Source organism: Curtobacterium sp. SL109 (assembly GCF_026672405.1).
In the GTDB taxonomy this organism is placed as follows: Bacteria; Actinomycetota; Actinomycetes; order Actinomycetales; family Microbacteriaceae; genus Curtobacterium.
Genome location: NZ_JAPPRB010000002.1, coordinates 2,534,057 through 2,556,372, shown reverse-complemented (window position 1 = coordinate 2,556,372; position 22,316 = coordinate 2,534,057). Strand labels below are relative to the sequence as shown.

Below are 22,316 nucleotides of genomic sequence, written 5' to 3'. Positions count from 1 at the left end.
GTGAATCCCGCTCGAAGACCGGTCCGGACGTGTACGTGTTCCCATTCCGATCGACGGACCGACTGCGTAGCGTCGGACCAGGAACGGGAACGACGTCGCGGTCGAGCCGAGCTGCCCGCATCGGGCCAGCGGCGACCGCGAGTGGTCCGTCGGCTCTCCACCCACCCTGCGGCGCCCGGTCAGGAAGGTCGTCGTGACTGAGCAACGGAACCCCGACACCCGGGCGCAGGTGCCGATAGAGCGCCAGGCGGTCCTCGGGCGCCTGGTCAGGGCCGCCACCGCCGGGGGCGGTCGCGCGATGCTCGTCGGTGACCCCGGCATCGGGAAGACCCACCTGCTCCGCGCCGTCGTCCGGACCGCGACCGCCGTCCGGGTCGTGCTGACGGCACGAGCGGACCAGCACGACGACCGTCGGTGCGCCGTCCTCGCCGACCTGGTGTCGAAGACGCCGGAGGAGGCGTTCCCGGCGCTCGCACCGGTCCACCGCGAGACCCTCGAGACGCTCGTCGCCGACCCGGCCGCCGCCGAACCGACGGCCGTCGTGTCCGCGTTGACCCAGCTGCTCGCGCACCTCGCGAAGCCCGGGACGACGATCGTGATCGACGACTGGCAGTGGGCGGACGTGGTCAGCCGACGTGTGCTCGAGCGGGTCATGAGCCGGTCGTCCACCGTGGCCGTCACCGCCCTGCTGGTCGCCCGACGCTCCGACGGGTCCGGCGACGACTTCGCGGTCAAGCCCCTGTTCACGGCGGCCGACGTCGTCCCGGTCCCGCCGTTGTCCCGGACCTCCGTCCGCTGCGTGCTGGAGTCCGTGAGCGTCGGGCACCTCACCCCGTCGGCGATGGACGACGTCGCCGACGCCTCCGCCGGCAACCCGCTCTGGGCGATCGAGCTCGCGACGGCACGGACGGAGGGCGACCCGCGGGCACTCGCCCCGAGGACGGTGACGGAGGTCATGCGCCAGCGGCTCGGGTCGCTGCCGGAGCAGGTCCGCACCGCGGTGGCCGTGGCGTCCGCCGCGCGCGGTGGCCTGCGGTCGGGCGACGCCTCCGCGTTCTGCGACGACGGCGACGCCGCGGTCCACGAGGGCGTCCGTCGCGGTGTCCTCCGTGTCACCGACGACCACGTCCACGTGGCGTCCCCGCTGCTCGGGGCGGCCGCGCTCGAACTGCTGCCGCCCGCAGCACGGCGTGCGGTGCACGCGACGCTGGCGGACCTCCCGCTGCCCCCGACGGCGCGTCTGCTCCACCGGGACGACGCCGCGCCGGTCGGTGCGGACGAGGGGCTCGCCGTGCAGCTCATCGAGGCGGCACGGGCGGCACGGCGCTCCGGTGACACCGCTGGCGCGCTCCTGCTGGCCCGTCGCGCCGTCGCCAGGACCGCCGAGGAGCACGGGGACCGGCACGAGCGCGTCGTCGAGACGGCCGAACTCGCGTTCGCGGCCGGGGACATGACACTGACCCTCGAGGTGCTCGACCGGTTCGACGTCGAGCGGCTGTCGCTCCCGCTGTTCGACCGCGCGGTCGCCGTGCTGGCGGACTCGCTCGACCGCGTCGGCGGACAACCGCTCGTGACACGGCGCATGGAGGCGCTGCAGCAGGTGCTCGGAGCGCGCGGAGCCCGGTGGATGGTCGCCGAGGTGCACCTGCTGTCGTTGAGTCGTGCCCGGCTCGCGTCGGTCCGGGACGAACTGGCGTCCCTCGCGCAGCAGCTGTCGCCGACCGAGACGCCGCGGACGCTGGGCAAGGCGCTGGGATGGATCAGCTACTTCGACCTCGACGCCGGCCAGGGGATCGACGACGACCTGCTCGGACGGCTCCGCGGACTCGAGCACCGCCTGACCTCGCTGCCGCTCGAGGAGACCACCGACGCCATCGAGGCGCTGTGGCCGTACCAGACCGACGACCTCTCCCGGTCCCGCGCCGGCCTCACCGCGTACATCCGCAGTGCGAAGGTCGCGGGGGAGCACTACGCCGTGGCGCAGGGACTCGCGCACGCGTCGGTCGTCGAGGTCCTCGCCGGACGGACCGACATCGCCGACCGGTTCCTGATCGACTGCGAAGCACAGGTGGGACGGGCCAGCAGCGTCCCCCCGAGCGTCTTCCGCGCCCGCGCGCTCCGCGCGTTGGTCGCCGACGACCGGGAGGCGATCGCCGCGGTCACCGGCGGGTGGCTCAGCCCGGCGGCCGAGTACCGCGGGGGCCTGCTCCGTGCCGCCGTCGCCGGCCTCGACGCCGCGGCGTCCGAGCGGTGGGAGGACGCGATCGTCGAGCTCGGCCGCGCGCGCTCGCTCGCCGAGGCACGCGGCATCGTCGAACCGGGGCGCCGCATGTGGCTGGACGTCGAACTGGGACGCGCGCTGGTGCACACGGGGGACCTGCTCCGGGCGAGCAGCATCGCGTCGGCGCTGACCGCGATCGGGCTCCGCTCGCGGCGGGCGCACGTCCAGGGGCAGGGCACCCGTCTCCGCGCGCTGCTCGCCTGGAGCAACGGCGACCACGCACACGCCCGTGCACTGTCGGACCAGGCGCTGGTCGACCTGGAACGCGGCGGCTTCCTGCCGGAGGTCGTCCGCGCCCGCATCGAACGGGCGGCGATGGCCGGCGACGCCGACGACCGTGCCGCAGCGCTCCTGGCACTCGAACGAGTCCGTCCCGCCGCCGACCGTGTCCGCGACCCCCGGTTGGACCGTCGTCTGACGCGTGCCGTCGACGAGCTGCAGCAGGCGGACCTCCGCGGGGTGCTCACGACGTCCGAGGACCGGGTGGCGGGACTCGCCGCCGTCGGGTGGAGCAACCGGGAGATCGCGGACGAGCTGGTGGTCAGCGTCAGGACGGTCGAGACGCACCTGGCAGCCGTGTACCGGAAGCTCGGGTTGCGGTCCCGCACGCAGTTGGCGCTGGCCTTCCGGAACGGGCAGGCGTCCCAGGGGCGCTGAGCTCCGGGTGCGCTGAGCTCCGGGTGCGCCAGGCGCCCGGCGTCTCGGCGTCTCGCCGTCCGGGCTGCCTCGGTCAGGCCACCTGCCTGACCAGCCGCACGTACTCGGGGTGCTCCCGGTCCGGTGCAGCGCGGACGAACCCGGCGGCCGCGTAGGCCCGCAGCGCCGGGGTGTTGCCCGGCACCACGAACAGCGCGAGCTCGGTGAGTCCGAGTGCCCGGGCCTCGGCCACGGCGAGCGCCACGAGTTCGCCGGAGTGGCCCCGCCCGCGGAGCCGTGGTGCGAGGACGATCCGCGCCAGCCGCCCGGTGGTCGGCGTGACGCGGACGACCGCCACGTGCCCGACGACGTCGTCGGGGTCGTCGACGGGCGTCACGGTCAGCGGGCGTCGGTCGTCCCCGGTGGACGCGGCGACCAGGTCCGCCGCGCGGTAGGGCCACGGCGCTCCGGTGCCGGCGACCGCGAGGGCGTCCTCGGGCGTGCGGAACCAGGCGACGACGGTCTCGGCGTCGTCAGCGCGGAAGGGGCGGAGGGCTATCTGTGCTGTGCCGTGGTCCATCGTCTTCCAAACGTAACAAAACCGAAAAGATCGTGTCGTACTGTAATCATCACTACAGCACCAATCGCTCCACCTCCCCGACACGGACTCCGCACCAGCACCGGTGCACAGAAGCGAAGAGGCAACGATGAGACAACGGAATCGGGCGGCCGTGGCCGCGGTGACAGCGGCAGCAGCCCTGGTCCTCGCGGGCTGCAGCGCCGGCGGCTCGGCGGACACCGCCGGCACCGCCTCCGGTGGACACCCGAAGGGCGGTGTCCTGACGATGGCGCGCTCCGCCGACATCATCTCGATGGACAACACCACGACCTTCGACAACAACTCCATCCACGTGATGCAGCAGATCATGGAACCGCTGTTCAACGTGAGCGCGGACGGCAAGAAGCTCCAGCCGTGGCTGGCGACCGGGTACGACGCGTCGGAGGACGGCACGAAGTACACGATCCACCTCCGCAAGGGCGTCGAGTTCTCCAACGGGGACCCGATGACCGCCAAGGACGTCGTCTTCTCCATCAACGCCGACACCGCCACCGGCGCCTCGGGCTGGGGCTACATCAACGCGGCGATCGACAAGGTCAGCGCCGTCGACGACGAGACGGTCGAGATCGACCTCAAGTACGCGTGGGCACCGCTCATCGCCGACCTGTCGCTGTTCAGCAACGCGATCGTCCCCGACAACTACGGGGGCGAGTCCAAGAAGGAGTTCTACACGCACCCGGTCGGCACCGGCCCGTTCGTGTGGGAGTCCTGGAAGAAGGGCCAGTCGCTCAGCCTGACGGCGAACGACGACTACTGGCAGAAGGGCAAGCCCTACCTCGACGGCGTCAAGTGGACCGTCGTGCCGGACGCCAACACCCGCAAGCTCCAGGTGCAGGGCGGTCAGGTCGACATCGACGACACCCCGGACTGGTCGAGCCTGTCGTCGCTGAAGTCGGCGGCTGGCGTGAAGGCCGACACCTTCAAGTCGACGCAGATCGACTACGTGGCGTTCAACCAGCAGCGCAAGCCCTTCGACGACGTCCACGTGCGCCGCGCGATCGCCTTCGCCCTCGACCGCAAGGCGATGGTCAAGGCGGTGCTGTTCGGCAACGGCACGACGGCGAACTCGCTCCTGTCGCCCGGCACCCCGTACTACGACGCGAAGGCCGAGGGGCCGACGTACGACGTCAAGCAGGCGAAGGCCGAGCTGGCGAAGTCGTCCAAGCCCGACGGGTTCACGACGACGCTGCTCATCCGGTCGGGTGACCCGAACCAGACCTCCATCGCGCAGATCATGCAGTCCGAGCTCAAGGAGATCGGGATCACGATGAAGATCAAGCAGCTCGACCCGACGGCGAACAAGGAAGCCCGACTGGCCGGCGACTTCGACATGGCGTGGTCCGCCTGGACGATGGACATCCCGGACCCCGACGAGTGGACCTCCTTCGCGGTCGACCCCGAGGGCGGGTCGAACTCGGCCTTCACGCACTACGACAACCCGGACGTCATCGCGGTGAACAAGCAGGCCCAGAAGGAGACGGACCCGGCCAAGCGCCAGGAGCTGTACTCCGAGCTGCAGCAGAAGACCGGTGACGACGCCTTCCTGGCGTACCTGTACTACTCGCCCTACGTGTTCGCGACCACCGACAAGGTGAACGACTTCCACGTGACGCCCCTCGGCAACTACCAGCTCGAGGACGTCTCCAAGAGCAAATGACTCCGTCGGGGTCCGGCTGCGCGCCGGACCCCGACACCGGTGGGGTCCGGCGCCGATCGGACCCCACCGCCCCTCTCGGAAAGGCAGTCATGCTCCACCGGCTCCGGTTCATCCCCGGACGGCTCCTGCAGGCCGTCCCGGTCGCGTTCGGCGTGACCATCATCGTGTTCTTCCTGTCCCACCTGCTGCCGGGCAACGCGGCGCTCGCGCTCCTCGGTGAACGGGCGACGAAGGCCAGCGTCGCCGCGCTGACCGAACAGCTCGGTCTGGACCGGCCGCTGTGGGAGCAGTACTTCCGGTTCCTCGGGCAGATCGTGCACGGCAACCTCGGCACGAGCCTGACCTACCAGCTCCCCGTCGGGCAGCTGGTGCTGCAGGCGGTGCCGGTCACCCTGTCGCTCCTCGGCCTGGCGCTCGTGATGTCCCTGGTGATCAGCATCCCGCTCGCCTCCCTGGCGGCGAGCCGACCGAACCGCGCCGGCGACCTGTTCGCCCGCGGCTTCACCCTGCTCGGCCAGGGCATGCCGCAGTTCTGGGTCGGCATCATGCTGATCCTGCTGCTCGCCGTGAACGTGCGGGCCTTCCCCGTCGGTGGCTACGGCGACGGTGCCGGCGCCCACCTGTACTTCCTGTTCCTGCCGGCGCTGACGCTGGCGATCGCGATGTCCCCGACGATCATCAGGAGCCTCCGGGCGTCGATGATCGGGGTGCTCGAGTCCGAGTACGTGGGCACCGCGAAGTCGAAGGGCGCCGCCGGCATGCCGCTGTTCCGCGACCACGTGCTCCGGAACGCGGCGATCCCGACGGTGTCGATCATCGGCGTGAACCTCGGGTACCTGGTCGGCGGGTCGCTCGTCATCGAGAAGGTCTTCGCGCTGCCGGGCCTCGGCTCGCTCATGGTGAACGCGATCTTCTCCCGCGACTTCCCGACGATCCAGGGCGTGACCCTGTTCGTCGCGATCTTCGTCGTCGTGGTCGGGATCCTGACCGACGTCGTCTACACGATGCTCGACCCGCGGGTCGACCTGGCCGGAGGCACCACCCCATGACCACCCCCACCGCCGCGCTCGTGGGCTTCAAGCAGCGCCGTCGGGCGTCGCGCTCCCGGTCGCTCCGCGCCTGGTACCGCAACGGCTCCCTGATGGCGGGCATCGTCATCGTCGGCCTGCTGGTGCTCGTCGCCGTGCTGGCCCCGGTGATCGCCCCGTACGACCCGATCGCCCAGCACCTCGAGCAGGCGCTCGAGTCCCCGAGCGCCGCGCACTGGCTCGGCACCGACAAGTACGGCCGCGACGTGCTGTCCCGCCTGATCTGGGGCGCCCGTGTCGACCTGCGCGTCGGGTTCCTCGCGGTGCTCATCCCGTTCGTCGTGGGCAGCGTCATCGGGGCGATCGCCGGGTACGTCGGTGGCATCGTCGACACGGTCCTGATGCGCATCGTCGACGTGTTCTTCGCGTTCCCCTTCTACGTCATGGTCATCGTGCTGGTCTTCGTCCTCGGCGCGGGGGAGACGAGCATCTACCTCGCGATCGCCGCGGTCTCGTGGGTGTCCTACGCCAAGATCGTCCGCGGCGAGGTCATCGTCGCCCGCCAGCAGGACTACGTCGTCGCCGCCCGGCTCGGTGGCATGTCCCACACCCGGCTGCTCGTCCGCCACATCGCCCCGAACGTGATGAGCCAGGCGGTGATCTACGCGATGAGCGACATCGTGATGGACATCATGGCGATCGTCACGCTCGGCTACCTCGGCCTGGGCATCGAGCCGCCGACGGCCGAGTGGGGCTCGATGATCGTCGACGGCCAGGAGTTCATCACCACCCAGTGGCAGCAGACCACCATCCCCGGGCTGGTCGTCGTCGTCACGAGCCTCGGCCTGTCCTGGCTCGGCGACGGCATCAGCGACCTGCTGAGCCCCGACCGGAGGCGCTGACATGCCGAGCACCAGCACGAGCACCGACACCAGCGTCCACTCGGAAGGACCGCGCATGACCGCCCCACTGCTCGAGGTCGACGCCCTGACGATCGGCATCCGCCGTCGTGGCCGCGACGACGTGCGCATCGTCGAGGACCTCTCCTTCGCGATCCAGCCCGGCGAGCGCTTCGGCATCGTCGGTGAGTCCGGCTCCGGGAAGTCCCTGACGCTCCGCGCGATCGCCGGGCTCCTGCCGAAGGGCGTCGAGGTGCTCTCCGGCACGATCCGGTACCGCGGCGAGGACCTCGGCGGCATGTCCGCCGCCGCCCGTCGGAAGCTGATGGGCCCGCAGATCGCGATGGTGTTCCAGGAGCCGATGACGGCGCTGAACCCCGTCGTCCGGGTCGGCGAGCAGATCGCCGAGGGGCCGCGCCGGCACCTCGGGCTCTCCCGCGCGGCCGCCGCGGAGCTGGCCGTCGAGATGATGCGCCGTACCGGCATCCCCGACCCGGCCCGTCGCGCCCGGGCGTACCCGCACGAGCTCTCCGGCGGGCTCCGGCAGCGCATCATGATCGCGATGGCGCTCTCGTGCTCCCCGCGGCTGCTGCTCTGCGACGAGCCCACGACCGCGCTCGACGTCACGGTGCAGCACCAGGTGCTCCAGCTCGTCGAGGAGCTCTGCGACGAGACCGGCACCGCGCTGGCGTTCGTCACCCACGACCTCGCCGTGGTGAACCAGACGTGCACCGAGCTCGCCGTGATGTACTCCGGCCACCGCGTCGAGGCCGGCCCGGTGAAGGACGTCTTCCGCGACCCCCGGCACCCGTACACGCGCGGTCTGCTCGAGTCCGCGCCGGACTTCGACGACCCCGACCGCGCCCTGATCCCGATCCCGGGGTTCCCGCCGAACGTCGCCGCCCGCCCGGACGGGTGCCCGTTCGCCCCGCGCTGCCGGTTCGCGATCGAGGCCTGCACCACGGCGATGCCCGCGCAGGAGGACGTCGGCCCCGGCCGCACCGCCGCCTGCATCCGCACCCACGAGATCGGCTCCGCCGCCCCCGGCGAACCCGTGGAGGTCCTGGCATGAACAGGAGCACGAGCATGGACACGAGCACGAGCACCGGCACCGGCACCGGCACGAGCACGGTCACCGGCACGGGCACCACCCCCGTCCTCCGCGCCGAGGCCGTCACCAAGCGGTACCAGCTGCCCGTCACCGTCATCGACCGGATGCGCCGGTCCGCTCCCACCGCCCTGACCGCGCTCGACGGCATCGACCTGGAGCTCCGCCGCGGCGAGGTCCTCGCCCTGGTGGGGGAGTCCGGCTCCGGCAAGTCGACCCTGGCGAAGATCCTGGTCGGCAGCGTCACCGCCACCACCGGGACCCTCGACGCGGACGGCGAGCGCGTGCCCGTCCACCGCGACAAGGACGCCTCGCGCCGGATCCAGATGGTGTTCCAGGACCCGTACTCGTCCCTGAACCCGCGGATCTCGGTCGGTTCGATGCTCCGGGAGCTCCTGCTGCTGCACCGCATCGTGCCCCGGGCCGAGGTCCGCGCGGAGAGCATCCGGATCCTCAACCTCGTGGGCCTCGAGGAGGACGCGCTCGACGCCTACCCGAGCCAGTTCTCCGGCGGGCAGCGGCAGCGCATCGCGATCGCCCGGGCCATCGCGGTCCGACCCGACGTGCTCATCGCCGACGAGCCGGTGTCTGCGCTCGACGTGTCCGTGCAGGCGACGATCCTGGAGCTCTTCGCCCGGCTGCAGCGCGAGCTCGGCCTGAGCATCCTGATCGTGGCGCACAACCTGGCCGTCGTGCAGCACCTCAGCCAGCGGGTCGCCGTGATGTACCTCGGTCGGATCGTCGAGGTCGCCGACACCGACGAGCTGTTCCGGAACCCCCGGCACCCGTACACGCGGGCGCTCATCGACTCGATCCCGCGGATGGGTGCCGAGAGCGTCACGGCCCGGCTCGCCCTGCAGGGCGACCCGCCGAGCCCGTTCGACATCCCGACGGGCTGCCGCTTCCACCCGCGCTGCCCGTACGCGGTCGATGCCTGCCGCACCACGGACCCCGCACTCGCGCCGGTCCCGCTGGTGCTCGGCACTCGCCCGGGAGGCCCGGTGTCGGTCCCGACGTCGGCTCGCGGTGCCGACACGACCGCCGCACAGGCGACGGCACCGCAGGCCCCGCACGTCGCCGCCTGCATCCGCTCGGCGGAGCTCGGCGACGTGGACCCGCTCCACGAACCCGCCATCGAAGCCGACGACCCCGCACTCACCCGTCCCGACGTGCTCCTCGACCCCGAACGGGTCGTCGAGACCGACCTCAGCGAGGTCGCACCAGCCGCACCGGCCGCCTCGGCCGCGCACCACCAGGAGGAACCGTCCGCATGAAGATCTGGATCTCGTACGACATGGAAGGCGTCGCCGGCATCGTCGACTGGGACCAGTGCCGCCCGGGCAGCGACGGCTACGCCCAGGGGTGCGCACTGCTCCTCGACGAGGTGAACGCCGCCATCGAGGGCGCCGTCGCCGGCGGTGCCACCGAGGTGCTGCTCAACGACTCGCACAGCCGGATGTCGAACCTCGACCCGCGTGCCGTCGTGCACCCGGACAAGGTGCGGTTCATCACCGGCCGCCACAAGCCGATGTACATGATGCAGGGCCTCGACGCCACGGTCGACGGGGCGTTCCTGGTCGGGTACCACGGCTCGATCTCAGGGGCGCCGTCGGTCCTGTCGCACACGTACAACCCCGAGGTGTTCACCGGCGCCCGCGTCGACGGCACCTGGGTGGGGGAGAGTGGCATCAACGCCCTCGTCACCTCCCACCACGGCGTGCCGATCGCCCTCGTCACCGGCGACGAGGTCACCTGGGACGAGACCGAGCCCTTCGCACCCGACGCCGAGCACGTCGTCACGAAGACCTCGATCACCCGTGCCAGCGCCGACGCCCTGCACCCGACCGAGTCGTGCCGTCGCATCCGCGAGGCAGCGACGACCGCGGTCGACCGGATCCCCGAGATGCGCCCCCGGGCGATCGCGGGACCGGCCACCCTCGAGCTCGACGTCGCCACGGCCGACATGGCCGACGTCGCGACCTGGGTCGGCGGCGTCGACCGGATCGCCACCAGGACCATCGCGATCAGCGGTGAGGACCTGCTCTCCGTGTTCACGCGCTTCGTCGCCGTGAACTACATCACCCGCCAGGCCGGAGGCCGCTGATGCCCGCCGAGGAGTCCATCGCCCCGCCGCGCGACACCGTCCTGTTCGACGTGCCAGCCGTCCGCGGCTGGTCGCTCGCCCTGCACGGTGGCGCCGGCGGACGGATCCAGGAGCTCGCCGCCGAGGAGCGCGAGCGCTTCGAGGCGGGCCTGACCCGCGCCTACCGGGCCGGTGAAGCGGTCCTCGACCAGGACGGCACCGCGCTCGACGCCGTCTGCGCGACCGTCGAGCAGCTCGAGGACGACCCGCTCTTCAACGCCGGGCGGGGCGCCGCCCTGACGACCGACGGCGAGGTGGAACTGGACGCTGCCGTGATGGACGGCCGCACCGGCCTGGCGGGGGCGATCGCAGCCTCCCGGCATGCCCGCAACCCCGTGCACCTGGCGCGCGCCGTCATGGAACGGTCCGCCCACCTGCTCCTGGTGCACCCGACGCGCGCGCTCGTCGAGTCGTGGGGACTCGCGACCGCGGAGCAGGACTACTTCGTCACCGAGGCCCGGCAGGCGCAGCTCGCCCGCATCCTGGCGGACCGGCTCGTCGCACCGCGGCACGGGACCGTCGGAGCCGTGGCCCGCGACCGGAGTGGTTCCATCGCGGCCGCCACGTCGACCGGCGGCATGGCGAACCAGGAGGACGGCCGCGTCGGTGACTCGCCGATCATCGGTGCCGGCACGTACGCGCTCGACGGGTTCGCCGCGATCTCCTGCACGGGGGAGGGCGAGGCGTTCATCCGCGGGGTGGTGTCCTACGACATCGTCGCGCGGATGCGGTACGGCAGCAGCGTGCTGCCCGACGCCGTGGCCGCGACCATCCAGCAGGAGCTGACCGAGGAGCACGCCAGCGGCGGGCTCGTCGCGGTCGGCGCGGACGGCCGCGTCGTCGTGGCGCACAACTCGCCGACGATGTTCGCGGCGTTCGACGACGGCAGCGGGCTGGTGCTCCGGACCTGAGTCGCGGGCGGGCGCCCGTCCGGGCGTCCGTCCGGTCGGACCTGCCAGGCTCGCGATCACGAGCACGACGAGCACCACGACCACCACCGACGACGAGGAGCTGGGATGCCCATCAACGACGAGGTCTTCGCCCGCATGGACGAGCTGAGCCCGGCGGAGCGCAAGGTCGCCCGCGCACTGCTGGCCGCCTGGCCCACCGCGGGCACGGAGAGCGCCGCGAGCCTCGCCCGCACCGCCGGGACGAGCACGCCGACGGTCCTGCGGCTCGCGAGCCGACTCGGCTTCGGCAGCTGGCCGGACTTCCAGGCGCGGGTCCGCGACGAGATCGCCGACCACCTGAACAGCCCGCTCCGCCGCTCGCAGGAGGGCATCGCGCTCGGCGACGGCGGCACGCTCGGCCGTGCCATCGCGGACCGCGTCGCGCTCGTCGAGTCGCTCGGCACGAGCGTCCCGCCGAGCGAGTTCGACCGGGCCGTCGCCGTGCTCGCCGACCGTCCGAAGCAGGTCGCGCTGCTGGGCGGCTACTTCAGCCGCTACTTCGCGATGGTGCTCGCGGCGCAGCTCGACCAGATCCTGCCGAACGTGGACTTCGTCGCCGAGCCGCTCGGCCACGACGTCGGTCGGTTCCTGCAGCTCGGCAAGGGCGGGGTCGTCGTCGTGATGGACTTCCGCCGGCACGAGCTCGTCGCGCAGCAGGCGGCGGCCGCGGCGAAGCGCCAGGGCGCCACCGTCCTGCTCATCACCGACACGTCGCTGTCGCCCGTGGTCGAGAGCGCCGACATCGTGCTCCCGGTCACCGTCGACGGCATCCCGTTCGACTCCATGACGCCGCTGCTCGTGCTCATCGAGGCCCTGGTCGAGGGCGTGCTGCGCGCCGCCGGGCCCCGCGGGCTGGAGCGGATGCGACAGTGGGAGGAGTCGGTGCGGATCACCCGCGCCTCCCGTGCTGCGCACGCCGAGGAGGACGTCCGAGACGACACCGGACCCCGCGAGGTCGGGGCCGGCAACGTCGAGGCGCTCGCCCTGCCGGGGACCGGGGGCGGGCTGTGAGCGCGGGTGTCGACGGGTCGGCCGCGTCGGCTGGGTCCGCTGCTCCGGCCGCGTCGGCTGCTCCGGCCGGGAGGCCCGGGGAGACGCTCGCAGGTCGGGTCGCGGTGGTCACGGGTGCGGCCCAGGGCATCGGGTCCGGCATCGCGGACCGACTCGCCGCCGACGGTGCCGTCGTGCACCGGGTGGACCGGGACGACGTCGACCTCAGTGACACCGCGGCGACCGATGCCTGGTTCGCCGGGCTCGGTCCCGTCGACGTCCTGGTGAACGTGGCCGGAGGCGTGGTCGGGCAGACGCACACCCCGATCGAGGAGCTCTCCGACGAGGCCTGGGACGCCGTCCTGTACGCCAACCTCACGACCACGCGGAACTGCACCCGCGCCGCCGTCCGGAGCATGAAGCCGCGCGGGTGGGGCCGGATCGTGATGATCGCCTCCGGTGCCGGGCGCAGCGTCAGCCTGACCGGCATCCAGGCGTACACCGCGGCCAAGGCGGCGCAGATCGGCTTCACCCGGCAGATGGCGCACGAGCTCGGCCAGTACGGCATCACCGCGAACTGCATCGCCCCCGGCTTCGTGCTGTCGAACCCGACGACGCAGGCGCAGTGGGACTCCTACGGGCCCGAGGGCCAGCGCGCCCTGGTCGAGCGGATCGCGGTGCGCCGGACCGGCACGCCCGAGGACATCGCGCGTGCCGTGTCCTTCTTCGTCGCCCCGGACGCCGGCTGGGTGAGCGGGCAGACGCTCTCCGTCGACGGCGGCCACTCGCTCTTCTGAGTCGGCTCCGCGAGCCTCCAGTCCGTCCTGTCCCTGTTCGTCCGGTTCCTGTTCGTCCTGTTCCTGTTCGTCCTGTTCCTGTCCTCTGGAGGACCCTTGACCACCGACACCGCCACCCGACTGCACGCCCTGGGCGAGCGGTACTTCGTCGCGCAGCACACGTACGACCCGTACAACGCGACCCTGCTCGGGATCACGGAGTTCGACCACCTGCCGGGGGACCCGTCGCGGGCAGCCAGCGACCGCGCAGCCGACCTGCTCGACGCCGTGGCGGAGGAGGCCGCGGCGCTGCCGACGGACGACCTCGACGACGCCGGCCGCACCGACCGGGACGTGCTCGTCGCGCTTGCCCGGGGTGCGGCGGCGGACGCCCGGCACGCGCTCTGGGCAGCGAACGCGTCGGCGAAGGGCTACGTCAGCCGGCAGGGCCTCGTGTTCCAGGCCGTGCCCGCGATGACGGTCCCGAACCGAGCTGCGGCCGCCCGGTACACGTCCCGGCTCGCCGGGCTCGGCGCGATGTTCGTCGCGCTGGGGGAGCGGTACGCCGACGAGGCCGCCGCCGGCCGTGTCCCGACGCGGATGGGTGTCCTGCACGCCGTGGAGCAGCTCGAGGGGTACCTGGGGCTGCCGCTCGCGGAGGACCCGTTGCTCGAGCCCGCCCGCACGGCGACGGTGGCGGAGGCGGCGTCGCTGGCCGCGCAGTCGGAGGAGCTCGTCGCGCAGTCCGTGCGCCCCGGGATGGCCGCACTGGCCGATCGGCTCCGCGCACTGCTGCCGGTGGCCCGTGACGACGAGCACGTCGGCATCAGCGAGGTGCCCGGCGGGACCGAGGGCTACGTCGCCGCGGTCGCCCGGCACACCACGACCGACCTGACCCCGGACGAGGTGCACCGGATCGGGCTCGAGGAGCTCGAGGGCATCCGCGCCGAGGCCGCCGAGATCGGGGACCGGCTGTTCGGGCTGCGCGACTTCACCGCCATCGCGACGCGACTCCGCGACGACCCGGCGCTCCGGTTCACCTCGAGCGAGGAGATCATGGCGGTCGCACACGACGCCCTCGCCCGTGCCGAGGCCGTGCGCGACCGGTACTTCCCCGCGGACGACATCACCGACTGCGCCATCGAACCGATCAACGAGGTCGACGCCGCCTCGAGTGCGCTCGGGTTCTACCGCCCGCCCGCCGTCGACGGCAGCCGTCCCGGGACCTTCTGCATCAACGCCAGCGCGCCCGAGACGCACTACCGCTACGAGTACGAGGCCCTGACCTTCCACGAGTCGGTCCCCGGCCACCACATGCAGCTCGCGATGGCCCAGCGGCTCGACATCCCGCGGTACCGGCGACACCTCGACGTCGAGGCCTGCAGCTTCAACGAGGGCTGGGGGCTGTACTCCGAGCAGTTCGCGGACGACGCCGGCCTGTACTCCGACGACCTCTCGCGGCTCGGGATGCTCTCGATGCGGGCCGTCCGCGCCTGCCGACTCGTGGTCGACACCGGCATGCACGCCTTCGGCTGGTCGCGGGAGCGTGCCGTGCAGTTCATGCTCGACAACACCGCGACCACGGACGAGCACGTCCGGAGCGAGGTCGACCGCTACATCGCCTGGCCCGGACAGGCGCTGGCGTACATGATCGGCCGACGCGAGATCCTCCGGCTCCGCACCGGCGCGCGCGAGGCCCTCGGTGACGCGTTCTCGATCCGCGACTTCCACGCGACCGTGCTCGGCAACGGCGCGGTCCCGCTGACCGTCCTCGCCGACGCCGTGACCCGCTGGCAGCAGCAGGCCACCGCCGCCGTCTGATCCGCACCACCCCCGTCCGTACGACCCTGGAGGACCCCCGTGGACATCACGATCATCGGCGCCGGCGCGATCGGCGGCACCATCGGCGCACACATGGCCCGTGCCGGGCACGGCGTGCTGCTGTGCGACGCGGACGCCGACCACGTCGCCGCGATCAACGCCCACGGGCTGCACATCGAGGGGCCCGTCGAGGACTTCACGGTCCGCGTGGACGCCGTCACCCCGGAGGAGCTGCCGTCGCGTGTCGGTGCCGGCGGGGTCGGCGCAGCGGTCGTCGCGGTGAAGAGCCTGCACACCGCGTCCGCGGCCCGGGTGCTCGCCGAGGTGCTCGCCCCGGACGGGTACGTGCTCACCACCCAGAACGGGCTGACCGCCGACACCCTGTCCGCGGTCGTCGGCGCCGAGCGCGTGGTGTCGAGCTTCATCAACGTCGGCGCGGACTACCTCGAGCCGGGGCGGATCCTGCAGGGCAACATCGCCGCGTTCCGGATCGGCGAGCTCGCCGGGGGAGCGATCACCCCACGCGTCGGTCTGCTCGCGGACGCGATGCCGTACGCGCTGCCGACGGAGAACGTCCTCGGGTACCTGTGGGGCAAGGAGGCCTACGGCGCGATGCTCTGGGCCGGTGCCGTCTCGGACCTGACGATCGCCGACTCGCTCTCGCTGCCGGAGTACCGCGAGCTGATGATCGCCGTCGCGCAGGAGGCCATCGACCAGGCACCCGTCCAGGTCGAGTCCTTCGACGGCTTCGTGCCCGACGACCTGCCCGGCTCCCTCGACCGCCTCGCCACGTTCAACCGCCGCAGCGCGAAGGCCCGGTCCGGGATCTGGCGCGACCTCATGGTGCGCAAGCGCAAGACCGAGGTCGACGAGGTGCACAAGGACATCCAGGGCCCCGTGTTCGACCGGATCGTCGCCATGGTCCACGACGTCGAGGAGGGCCGACGCACGTGCGAGCGCGCGAACCTCGACGAGCTCGCCGCCTTCGTCCACGACCTCCCCACCCACGTCTGAACCGGAGCCATCCCATGCGCGCAGCCCTCTACCAGGCCGCCGGCCACGTCACCGTCGATGACGTCCCCGACGCCGCCCTGCACGAGCCCACCGACGCGGTCGTCCGCGTCGTCCGGTCCTGCGTCTGCGGGTCCGACCTCTGGTCGTGGCGCGGGGTGACCCAACGCGAGCCCGGGTCGCGCCTCGGCCACGAGTTCATCGGCGTCGTCGAGGAGGTCGGCCAGGACGTCCACACCGTCGCGGTGGGGGACCTCGTCGTCGCCCCGTTCCAGTGGTCCGACGGCACCTGCCCGGCCTGCCTGGACGGCATCAACACGCGGTGCGAACACGGCGGGACGTTCGGCGCGCCCGGTGCCGACGGGGGACAGGGCGAGGCCGTCCGGGTGCCCCTGGCCGACGGCACGCTCGTCGTCGTGCCCGGCGGCCTCGCCGGAGTCGACGAGCACCTGCTCCCGTCCCTGCTCGCGCTGAGCGACGTCGCGGGCACCGGCCTGCACGGCGCCGTCCTCGCCGACGTCTCCGAGGGCTCGACCGTCGCGGTCATCGGTGACGGCGCCGTCGGGCTCGCCGCGGTGCTCGGCGCCCGGTCCGTCCTCGGCGCCGAGCGGGTCATCCTGATGAGCAGCCACGAGGACCGCGCGGCCATCGGTCGGGCGTACGGCGCCACCGACGTCGTCAGCGTCCGCGGGGACGACGCCGTCGCCGCCGTCCGCGAGATGACCGGGGGCCTCGGGGTCCGCCACGTCGTCGAGGCCGTCGGGACACCGGAGTCCTGGGCGACGGCGATCGGCATGGCCCGGGTCGGCGGCACGATCGGCGCAGTCGGTGTCCCGCACACCAGTCCGCAGCTCGGGATCTTCCAGCCGTTCGTGCAGCACCTGACCCTGCGCTTCGGCCTCGCCCCGGTGCGCCGGTACCTGCCCGACCTCGTCGCGCGCACGATGGCCGGGACGTACGACGCCGGATCGGTGTTCGACCTGACGCTGCCGCTCGCGGACGTCGCCGAGGGCTACCGTGCGATGGACGAACGACGCAGCATCAAGGCGATGCTCGCGGGCTGACGGTCAACCCCCAGTTCGCGATTTCCGCCCGGGCGGGGGAGGTGCAACGGTGTGGAGGACTCGTTCACCGACTGATCAGGGGATCCAGATGCGGGCAGTCGTCTTCGCGATGGTGCCGTCGACGCCGTGGACGGACGGAGCGTTCGCGGTGCTCCTCGCCGCACTGCGGGAAGGCAACGCCGCGGTCGACGTCACCGGGGTCCTGACCCGGCACCAGGACCGAGCCGTCGGCGTGGTCGAGGGCGATGACGACGACGTGTCCGACCGTCTGGCGCAGCTGCAGGCGGACCCACGGTACGGCGCCGTCCGCGTGCTGTCCTCGGAGACCTCCCGACGCCGGGTCTTCCCCGAGTGGGCGGCGGCGTACCAGCAGGCCGACCCGCTCCTGCACGGCGACGAGGACGTGGCCGATCTGCTCACCGCACCGCTCGACGCCGACCCGGTGCTCCTGGCTCGTCGCGGGGAAGCGTTGCTGACCTGGTTCCGAGCGCACCCGAGAGCACCCCTGTCCGCCCAGCACCACACCGACAGCACCTCCGAGCCGGTGCGCGTCGTGAACGTCGCCATCGAGGTGCTGCACGAGACCGGCATCGAGGACTGCTCCCTGGAGCTCGTCGCCGACGTCGCCAGCATCAGCCTCGACGAACTCGTCGTGCTGTTCCCGACCCGCCCCGACCTCGTGCGCGCCATGATCGAACGGTGGGCGGGAGCCCTGTCCGGCCCGCTGCTGCCGATCGCCGCGGAACTCGGCGCCGTCGCCTACCTCCTGGCCCTCGTCCGGGCGCACGCGGAACAGCCGGCCCTGATGCGGCTCGTCGCGAGCACGCTCAGCACGAGCACCAGCTCGACCCAGCCCGGCGGGGAGTACTTCCGGGCGATGTACTCGGGCTTCAAGGCCGTCATCCGCGACGCGCTCGAGGACGACGTGCGAGCCGGTCGGGAGCCGGCGACGATGGACGCCGAGCGCGGGGCGCAGCAGCTCCTGGCCCTGTTCGACGGCCTCCGTGTCCAGGCGCTCCTCGAACCGGGACTCGACATGGTCGACGCGTTCGACCGCGCCACCGCACGAACCCGACGCGGCTGGTCCGAGCCGTACGAGCAGCACGACCCCTTCCGACAGCTGATCGCGGGCGTACGCCCATGAGCGACAGCGGGTCGACCGCCCTGGCGGGGGAGCAGGCGGAACGTGGGCGTGTCATCGCCGGCGCCGTCCAGGCCGCGCGGCGGGACGGCTTCGACACCATCGACTACTTCGTCGTCGCGCGTGCGGCGAACGTCGAGGTGTGGATGGTCAAGAAGCTCTTCCCCACGTGGGACGCGCTCGTCGTCGCAGCGGCGTCGCACTGGATCGAAGCCGGTCGACGCCAGTCACGTGTGATCGCCGAGACGAAGGGCGCCGTGCCGTACCTCCGGCACCTGCTCCGGCTCGGGCAGCTCGACCCGGCGATGATGCGCGCGCGGATCCACCTGATGAGCACGGCCTGCAGCGCACCGGACACCGACGCCGGCTGGTACCGGGAGCAGTACGCGCAGCTGCTGCAGGACACGACGCTGTTCCTGACGCGTGACATGGTCACCGGGCGTGAGCCGCGGTCGATGGCTCCTCGGCACGCGGCCAAGCAGCTCGTCGCGCTGTACGACGGGCTGCAGCTGCAGTACCTGCTCACGGTCGAACCCGACCTGCTCGGGACCTGGGACCGTGCGGTCGCTCGCATGCGGAGTGGCTGGAGCGACGAGTAGGCGCCCCCCGCGGAGTGAGCCCTGCCGCAGCCTGGGATCGAAGCACCTGTCCTGCTGACCCATCCGCTCCCGAGCGCGGTTTCCCGGTCAGGCGCAGACCGCGATGAACGCGCAGCCGTCGCCCGCGGCTCGGATCGACCGGGTGGCTTCCGGTGTGACCGCGGCCGCGGAGCCGGGGACGAGTTCGACCGCTGTCCCGTCGACGACGAGCCACCCGGAGCCGCGGACGAGGACGTACGCATCCTCGACGCCGTCGGTGCGGTGATCATGCGGCACAGTCTCGGCACCGGCCGGGAGATCGACGTGGTACAGCCCGAAGGCCTCGACGCCGAGCGCCGCGTTCAGGCGCCGGTCCCACGGGCTGGAAGCGGGATGGCCCGCAGCGGACGGCGGTACGTCGGAGACGTGGATGACGGAGTAGCCCATGTGTCGCTTGTACCACTGGCGCATTCTGCAGCGGCCGTTCCCAGCGAGCCGATGACGGATCGGCGACCGGACGGCCTCAGTTGGCGATGGCTCCTGCTCCAGGGCGCAACCAGTGTCGGAGGCTGGTCAGGGCGAGGGCCCGGTCGTCTGCCCCGAAGGCTCGGTCCTCACGGAACAGCAGGAAGACCTCGCGCTGTGTACTTCCCCAAGAGTCTCGCCGTTCAATCACCGCGGCTGCAGGGAAACCGACGATGTCGCTCTTCGCGATCCTGCGTGTGGTCAACACGTCTCGAAGGATGAGCGCGTCGGGAGTCAGTACGTACGCCGCGCGCACTGCCCGAGCCGAACCCACAACCGCAACAGCAGCCACGACGCTGGCAAGGACGCTTTGCAGTGGTCGATGTGGTTGGTAGCTCGCGGCGAACACGGCGGCCGCCCCCACGACTCCGAGGAGGCCGGAGACCAGAGCTCGCACGGCGAGTGGGGCCGGGATCGTCGTACTGGAAGTCACCGCACTAGCTTGCACCGTCAGCCGACCGTCCATCGAGACGGTCCAATGGGGGTTGCCCCGGCCGGCGTTCGCTGTCAGTGGGAAGGAGTGAGGAGCCGGGAGATGACGTCGTGTGAGATGTCCGCGATCTTCTCGACGAGGTCGAGTCCTGCAAGCTCTGAAACCGCAACGACCAGCTGAACTCGAGATCGGCCGTCGGGACGGTGTTCTCGTAGTGTGCGGGGATGCAGTGGCAGCAGGCGCTTCTCGATCAGCTCGGTGATGCGAGCCCGGCAGTGTGTGCGGTGCGGCCGTATGGTTCCGTCCTCACACCCTTGGAACTTGATCGGTGGAGCGACCTCGATGCGGAGGTCGACCTCTCCACAGACGTTGGTGCGCGAACGCTCCTCGCGGCGGAGCTCTGGGCGTGGCAGAGCACCCTCGATGACGGTGTGCAGCGTGTCCGCGCAGTCCTCCGCGACGGCCGCCGCTGCGACCTTGCCGTGCGCGGCGCGACGCTCGTGCTTCCACGCCCGCCCGTCGACAACGCCGTGCGGTTCGACCTCGCCCTCGCGGCGACACGCTTCGGCCGTGGCGCGAACGTCATCGGACTGCATCTGACCCTCGGGGTGGTGCGCGAAGCCCTCGTGCACAGCATGGTTCTGGCTGATCGGCAGAGCGGCAGTGTGCATCACCGGTCGGGAGGGCCTACCGACGCCGTTGCTACGCGAGCACTGACGCTGCTGGCCGCCGACCCGGCGCCGGCCATGACGATCCGAGTCGCGGAGTTCTATGCCGAGAGCCGCGCGCTGATCGACGCCGACTACGAATCGGACTGGAGTGGGCTGACCGCGATCGTCGCTCCACCCAGCTAGGTGTCGGCCGCCCGGTCACCCATCGGCCTTCGGGACGGCACCGGACCCGGACGGATGCGGCATGATCGGACGGTGCCACCACTGACCCCGACCGCTGCGTACCGCGCTGCCCGTGACCAGCTGCTCGCCGCGGAGTCCTCCGAGACCGCGCGCGCCGACTTCCGGTGGCCCGACCTCGGGGACACCTTCAACTGGGCGAACGACTGGTTCGACGTCGTCGCCGCCGACAACGACCGCACCGCGCTCTGGATCGTCGATGCGGCCGGCACGGAGCAACGGCTCAGCTACGCGGAGATGGCAGCCAGGTCCGACCGCTTGGCCGCGCGCCTGTATGAACACGGCGTGCGGAAGGGGGACCACGTCCTGGTGATGCTCGGCAACCAGCTCGAGCTCTGGGAGACGATGCTGGCGGTGATCAAGCTCGGTGCCGTGATCCTGCCGACGTCGACGATGCTCGACACCTCCGACCTGCAGGACCGCGTCGACCGCGGAGCCGTGGCGCACGTCGTCACGAACCACGGCGAGACGGCGAAGTACGACGGTGTCCGTGGGGCCTTCTCGCGCATCGTCATCGGTGGTGCGGCGGACGGCTGGACGGAGTACCCGTCGGACCTCGGTGAGCGCGCACCCGCGGGGGAGTCGCGACCCGTCGTGGTCACCCGTACGTCCGACCCCTGTCTCGTCTACTTCACGTCCGGGACGACGTCGAAGCCGAAGATGGTGGTGCACACGCAGACGTCCTACCCCGTCGGGCACCTCAGCACGATGCACTGGCTCGGTCTGCGGCCCGGGGACGTGCACCTGGCGATCAGCTCTCCCGGCTGGGGGAAACACGCCTGGAGCTGCTTCTTCGCGCCGTGGATCGCCGAGGCCACGGTGTTCATCCACAACACCCCGCGCTTCGACCCCGCTGCGCTCCTGGCCCAGATGGACGCGGCCGAGGTGAGCACGTTCTGCGCGCCGCCGACCGCGTGGCGGATGATGCTGCAGTCCGATCTGGGGGAGCGTCCCCGGGCGCTGCGGGAGATCGTGTCGGCCGGGGAACCACTGAACCCCGAGGTGATCGACCGGGTCGCCGAGGCCTGGGGCTTGACCATCCGTGACGGCTACGGCCAGACCGAGACGACGGCGATCATCGGCAACGCTCCGGGCGCCGACGTCACGCCGGGCGCGATGGGGCGCCCACTGCCCGGGGTCACCGTGACGTTGCTGGACCCGGTGACCGGGCAGCCGGGCGACGAGGGGGAGGTCTGCCTGGACCTCCGCGAACGGCCGGTCAGCCTGATGGCGGAGTACCTCGGCGACCCCGATCGGACGGCAGCATCGATGCGCGACGGGTTCTTCCACACGGGCGACATCGCCTCCCGGGACGCGAACGACGAACTGACCTTCATCGGCCGGACCGACGACGTGTTCAAGTCCTCCGACTACAAGGTCTCGCCGTTCGAGGTCGAGAGCGTCCTGCTGCAACACCCCGCCGTGGCGGAGAGTGCCGTCGTGCCGGCTCCCGACGACGCTCGACTCAACATCGTGAAGGCGTACGTGACCCTGGCCGCCGGGTGGGAGCCGACGGCCGAGACTGCGAAGCAGGTGCTCGAGCACGCTCGGACCGCACTGCCGGCCTACGCGCGCGTGCGAAGGGTCCAGTTCGCGGAGCTGCCGAAGACGATCTCGGGCAAGATCCGTCGGGTGGAGCTGCGTGAGCGCGAGGAGCGTGCCGCGGCCGCAGGTGGCGCGGGCATCGACGGCGAATGGCGAGACGAGCAGTTCCCGGAGCTCCGCGCATCCCGTCCGTAGCCCGA

19 protein-coding genes are annotated in these 22,316 nt (G+C 71.8%); 17 read left to right on the top strand and 2 right to left on the bottom strand.

Going from position 1 to position 22,316, the window contains the following annotated elements; all coding sequences use genetic code 11:
- Positions 1–193: 193 nt before the first annotated feature.
- Positions 194–2,938: a helix-turn-helix transcriptional regulator gene (locus OVA28_RS13665; RefSeq protein ID WP_268097358.1), complete on the top strand. Its 2,745-nt coding sequence runs from the start codon at positions 194–196 to the stop codon at positions 2,936–2,938.
- 73 nt (positions 2,939–3,011) lie between these two features.
- Here the strand turns inward: OVA28_RS13665 and OVA28_RS13660 are convergent, their stop codons facing one another.
- A complete protein-coding gene (locus tag OVA28_RS13660; protein WP_268097357.1) occupies positions 3,012–3,497 on the bottom strand; it encodes a GNAT family N-acetyltransferase in 486 nt (161 codons plus the stop codon).
- A 127-nt stretch (positions 3,498–3,624) separates the two neighbouring features.
- Here OVA28_RS13660 and OVA28_RS13655 point away from each other — a divergent pair, with 127 nt between their 5' ends.
- The 14 genes from OVA28_RS13655 (at position 3,625) to OVA28_RS13590 (ending at position 18,723) form a co-directional block, all read left to right on the top strand.
- The gene (locus tag OVA28_RS13655; RefSeq protein ID WP_268097356.1) at positions 3,625–5,193 is read left to right on the top strand and encodes an ABC transporter substrate-binding protein; all 1,569 of its coding nucleotides are present in this window, start codon (positions 3,625–3,627) and stop codon (positions 5,191–5,193) included.
- 89 nt (positions 5,194–5,282) lie between these two features.
- Entirely contained in the window at positions 5,283–6,242 is a 960-nt protein-coding gene (locus OVA28_RS13650; protein ID WP_194660518.1) for an ABC transporter permease, read from the top strand.
- Complete coding sequence (locus OVA28_RS13645) at positions 6,239–7,123, top strand: ABC transporter permease (protein ID WP_194660519.1); 885 nt, start codon at positions 6,239–6,241, stop codon at positions 7,121–7,123. The genes OVA28_RS13650 and OVA28_RS13645 overlap by 4 nt, the downstream gene beginning before the upstream one ends.
- A gap of 55 nt (positions 7,124–7,178) precedes the next feature.
- Positions 7,179–8,192 (top strand): ABC transporter ATP-binding protein, encoded by a 1,014-nt coding sequence (locus OVA28_RS13640; protein WP_268097355.1) that lies wholly within the window; start codon positions 7,179–7,181, stop codon positions 8,190–8,192.
- Between the two features lie 14 nt (positions 8,193–8,206).
- Entirely contained in the window at positions 8,207–9,502 is a 1,296-nt protein-coding gene (locus OVA28_RS13635) for an oligopeptide/dipeptide ABC transporter ATP-binding protein (protein WP_268097354.1), read from the top strand.
- Complete coding sequence (locus OVA28_RS13630; protein WP_268097353.1) at positions 9,499–10,332, top strand: M55 family metallopeptidase; 834 nt, start codon at positions 9,499–9,501, stop codon at positions 10,330–10,332. The genes OVA28_RS13635 and OVA28_RS13630 overlap by 4 nt, the downstream gene beginning before the upstream one ends.
- Positions 10,332–11,282, top strand: a complete 951-nt coding sequence (locus OVA28_RS13625) for an isoaspartyl peptidase/L-asparaginase family protein (RefSeq protein WP_194660522.1) — start codon at positions 10,332–10,334, stop codon at positions 11,280–11,282. The genes OVA28_RS13630 and OVA28_RS13625 overlap by 1 nt, the downstream gene beginning before the upstream one ends.
- Positions 11,283–11,387: 105 nt before the next feature.
- The gene (locus tag OVA28_RS13620; RefSeq protein ID WP_268097352.1) at positions 11,388–12,332 is read left to right on the top strand and encodes a MurR/RpiR family transcriptional regulator; all 945 of its coding nucleotides are present in this window, start codon (positions 11,388–11,390) and stop codon (positions 12,330–12,332) included.
- Positions 12,329–13,108 (top strand): SDR family NAD(P)-dependent oxidoreductase, encoded by a 780-nt coding sequence (locus OVA28_RS13615; protein ID WP_268097351.1) that lies wholly within the window; start codon positions 12,329–12,331, stop codon positions 13,106–13,108. The genes OVA28_RS13620 and OVA28_RS13615 overlap by 4 nt, the downstream gene beginning before the upstream one ends.
- Before the next feature lie 96 nt (positions 13,109–13,204).
- Positions 13,205–14,908: a DUF885 domain-containing protein gene (locus tag OVA28_RS13610; protein WP_268097350.1), complete on the top strand. Its 1,704-nt coding sequence runs from the start codon at positions 13,205–13,207 to the stop codon at positions 14,906–14,908.
- Between the two features lie 39 nt (positions 14,909–14,947).
- Positions 14,948–15,922 carry a ketopantoate reductase family protein gene (locus OVA28_RS13605; protein ID WP_268097349.1) on the top strand — a complete coding sequence of 325 codons (975 nt, stop codon included), beginning with the start codon at positions 14,948–14,950 and terminating at the stop codon, positions 15,920–15,922.
- 14 nt (positions 15,923–15,936) lie between these two features.
- Positions 15,937–16,983 (top strand): zinc-binding dehydrogenase, encoded by a 1,047-nt coding sequence (locus OVA28_RS13600; protein WP_268097348.1) that lies wholly within the window; start codon positions 15,937–15,939, stop codon positions 16,981–16,983.
- Positions 16,984–17,071: 88 nt separating this feature from the next.
- Complete coding sequence (locus tag OVA28_RS13595; RefSeq protein ID WP_268097347.1) at positions 17,072–18,127, top strand: BLUF domain-containing protein; 1,056 nt, start codon at positions 17,072–17,074, stop codon at positions 18,125–18,127.
- Positions 18,124–18,723, top strand: a complete 600-nt coding sequence (locus OVA28_RS13590; protein WP_268097346.1) for a hypothetical protein — start codon at positions 18,124–18,126, stop codon at positions 18,721–18,723. Before OVA28_RS13595 ends, OVA28_RS13590 begins: the two co-directional genes overlap by 4 nt.
- An 87-nt stretch (positions 18,724–18,810) precedes the next feature.
- Here the strand turns inward: OVA28_RS13590 and OVA28_RS13585 are convergent, their stop codons facing one another.
- Positions 18,811–19,149, bottom strand: coding sequence for a hypothetical protein (locus tag OVA28_RS13585; protein WP_268097345.1), 339 nt, complete (start codon positions 19,147–19,149; stop codon positions 18,811–18,813).
- Between the two features lie 735 nt (positions 19,150–19,884).
- Between OVA28_RS13585 and OVA28_RS13580 the strand changes: the two genes are divergently transcribed.
- Positions 19,885–20,514 (top strand): hypothetical protein, encoded by a 630-nt coding sequence (locus tag OVA28_RS13580; protein WP_268097344.1) that lies wholly within the window; start codon positions 19,885–19,887, stop codon positions 20,512–20,514.
- Positions 20,515–20,568: 54 nt separating this feature from the next.
- Positions 20,569–22,311: an AMP-binding protein gene (locus OVA28_RS13575; protein WP_442780802.1), complete on the top strand. Its 1,743-nt coding sequence runs from the start codon at positions 20,569–20,571 to the stop codon at positions 22,309–22,311.
- Positions 22,312–22,316: the final 5 nt, after the last annotated feature.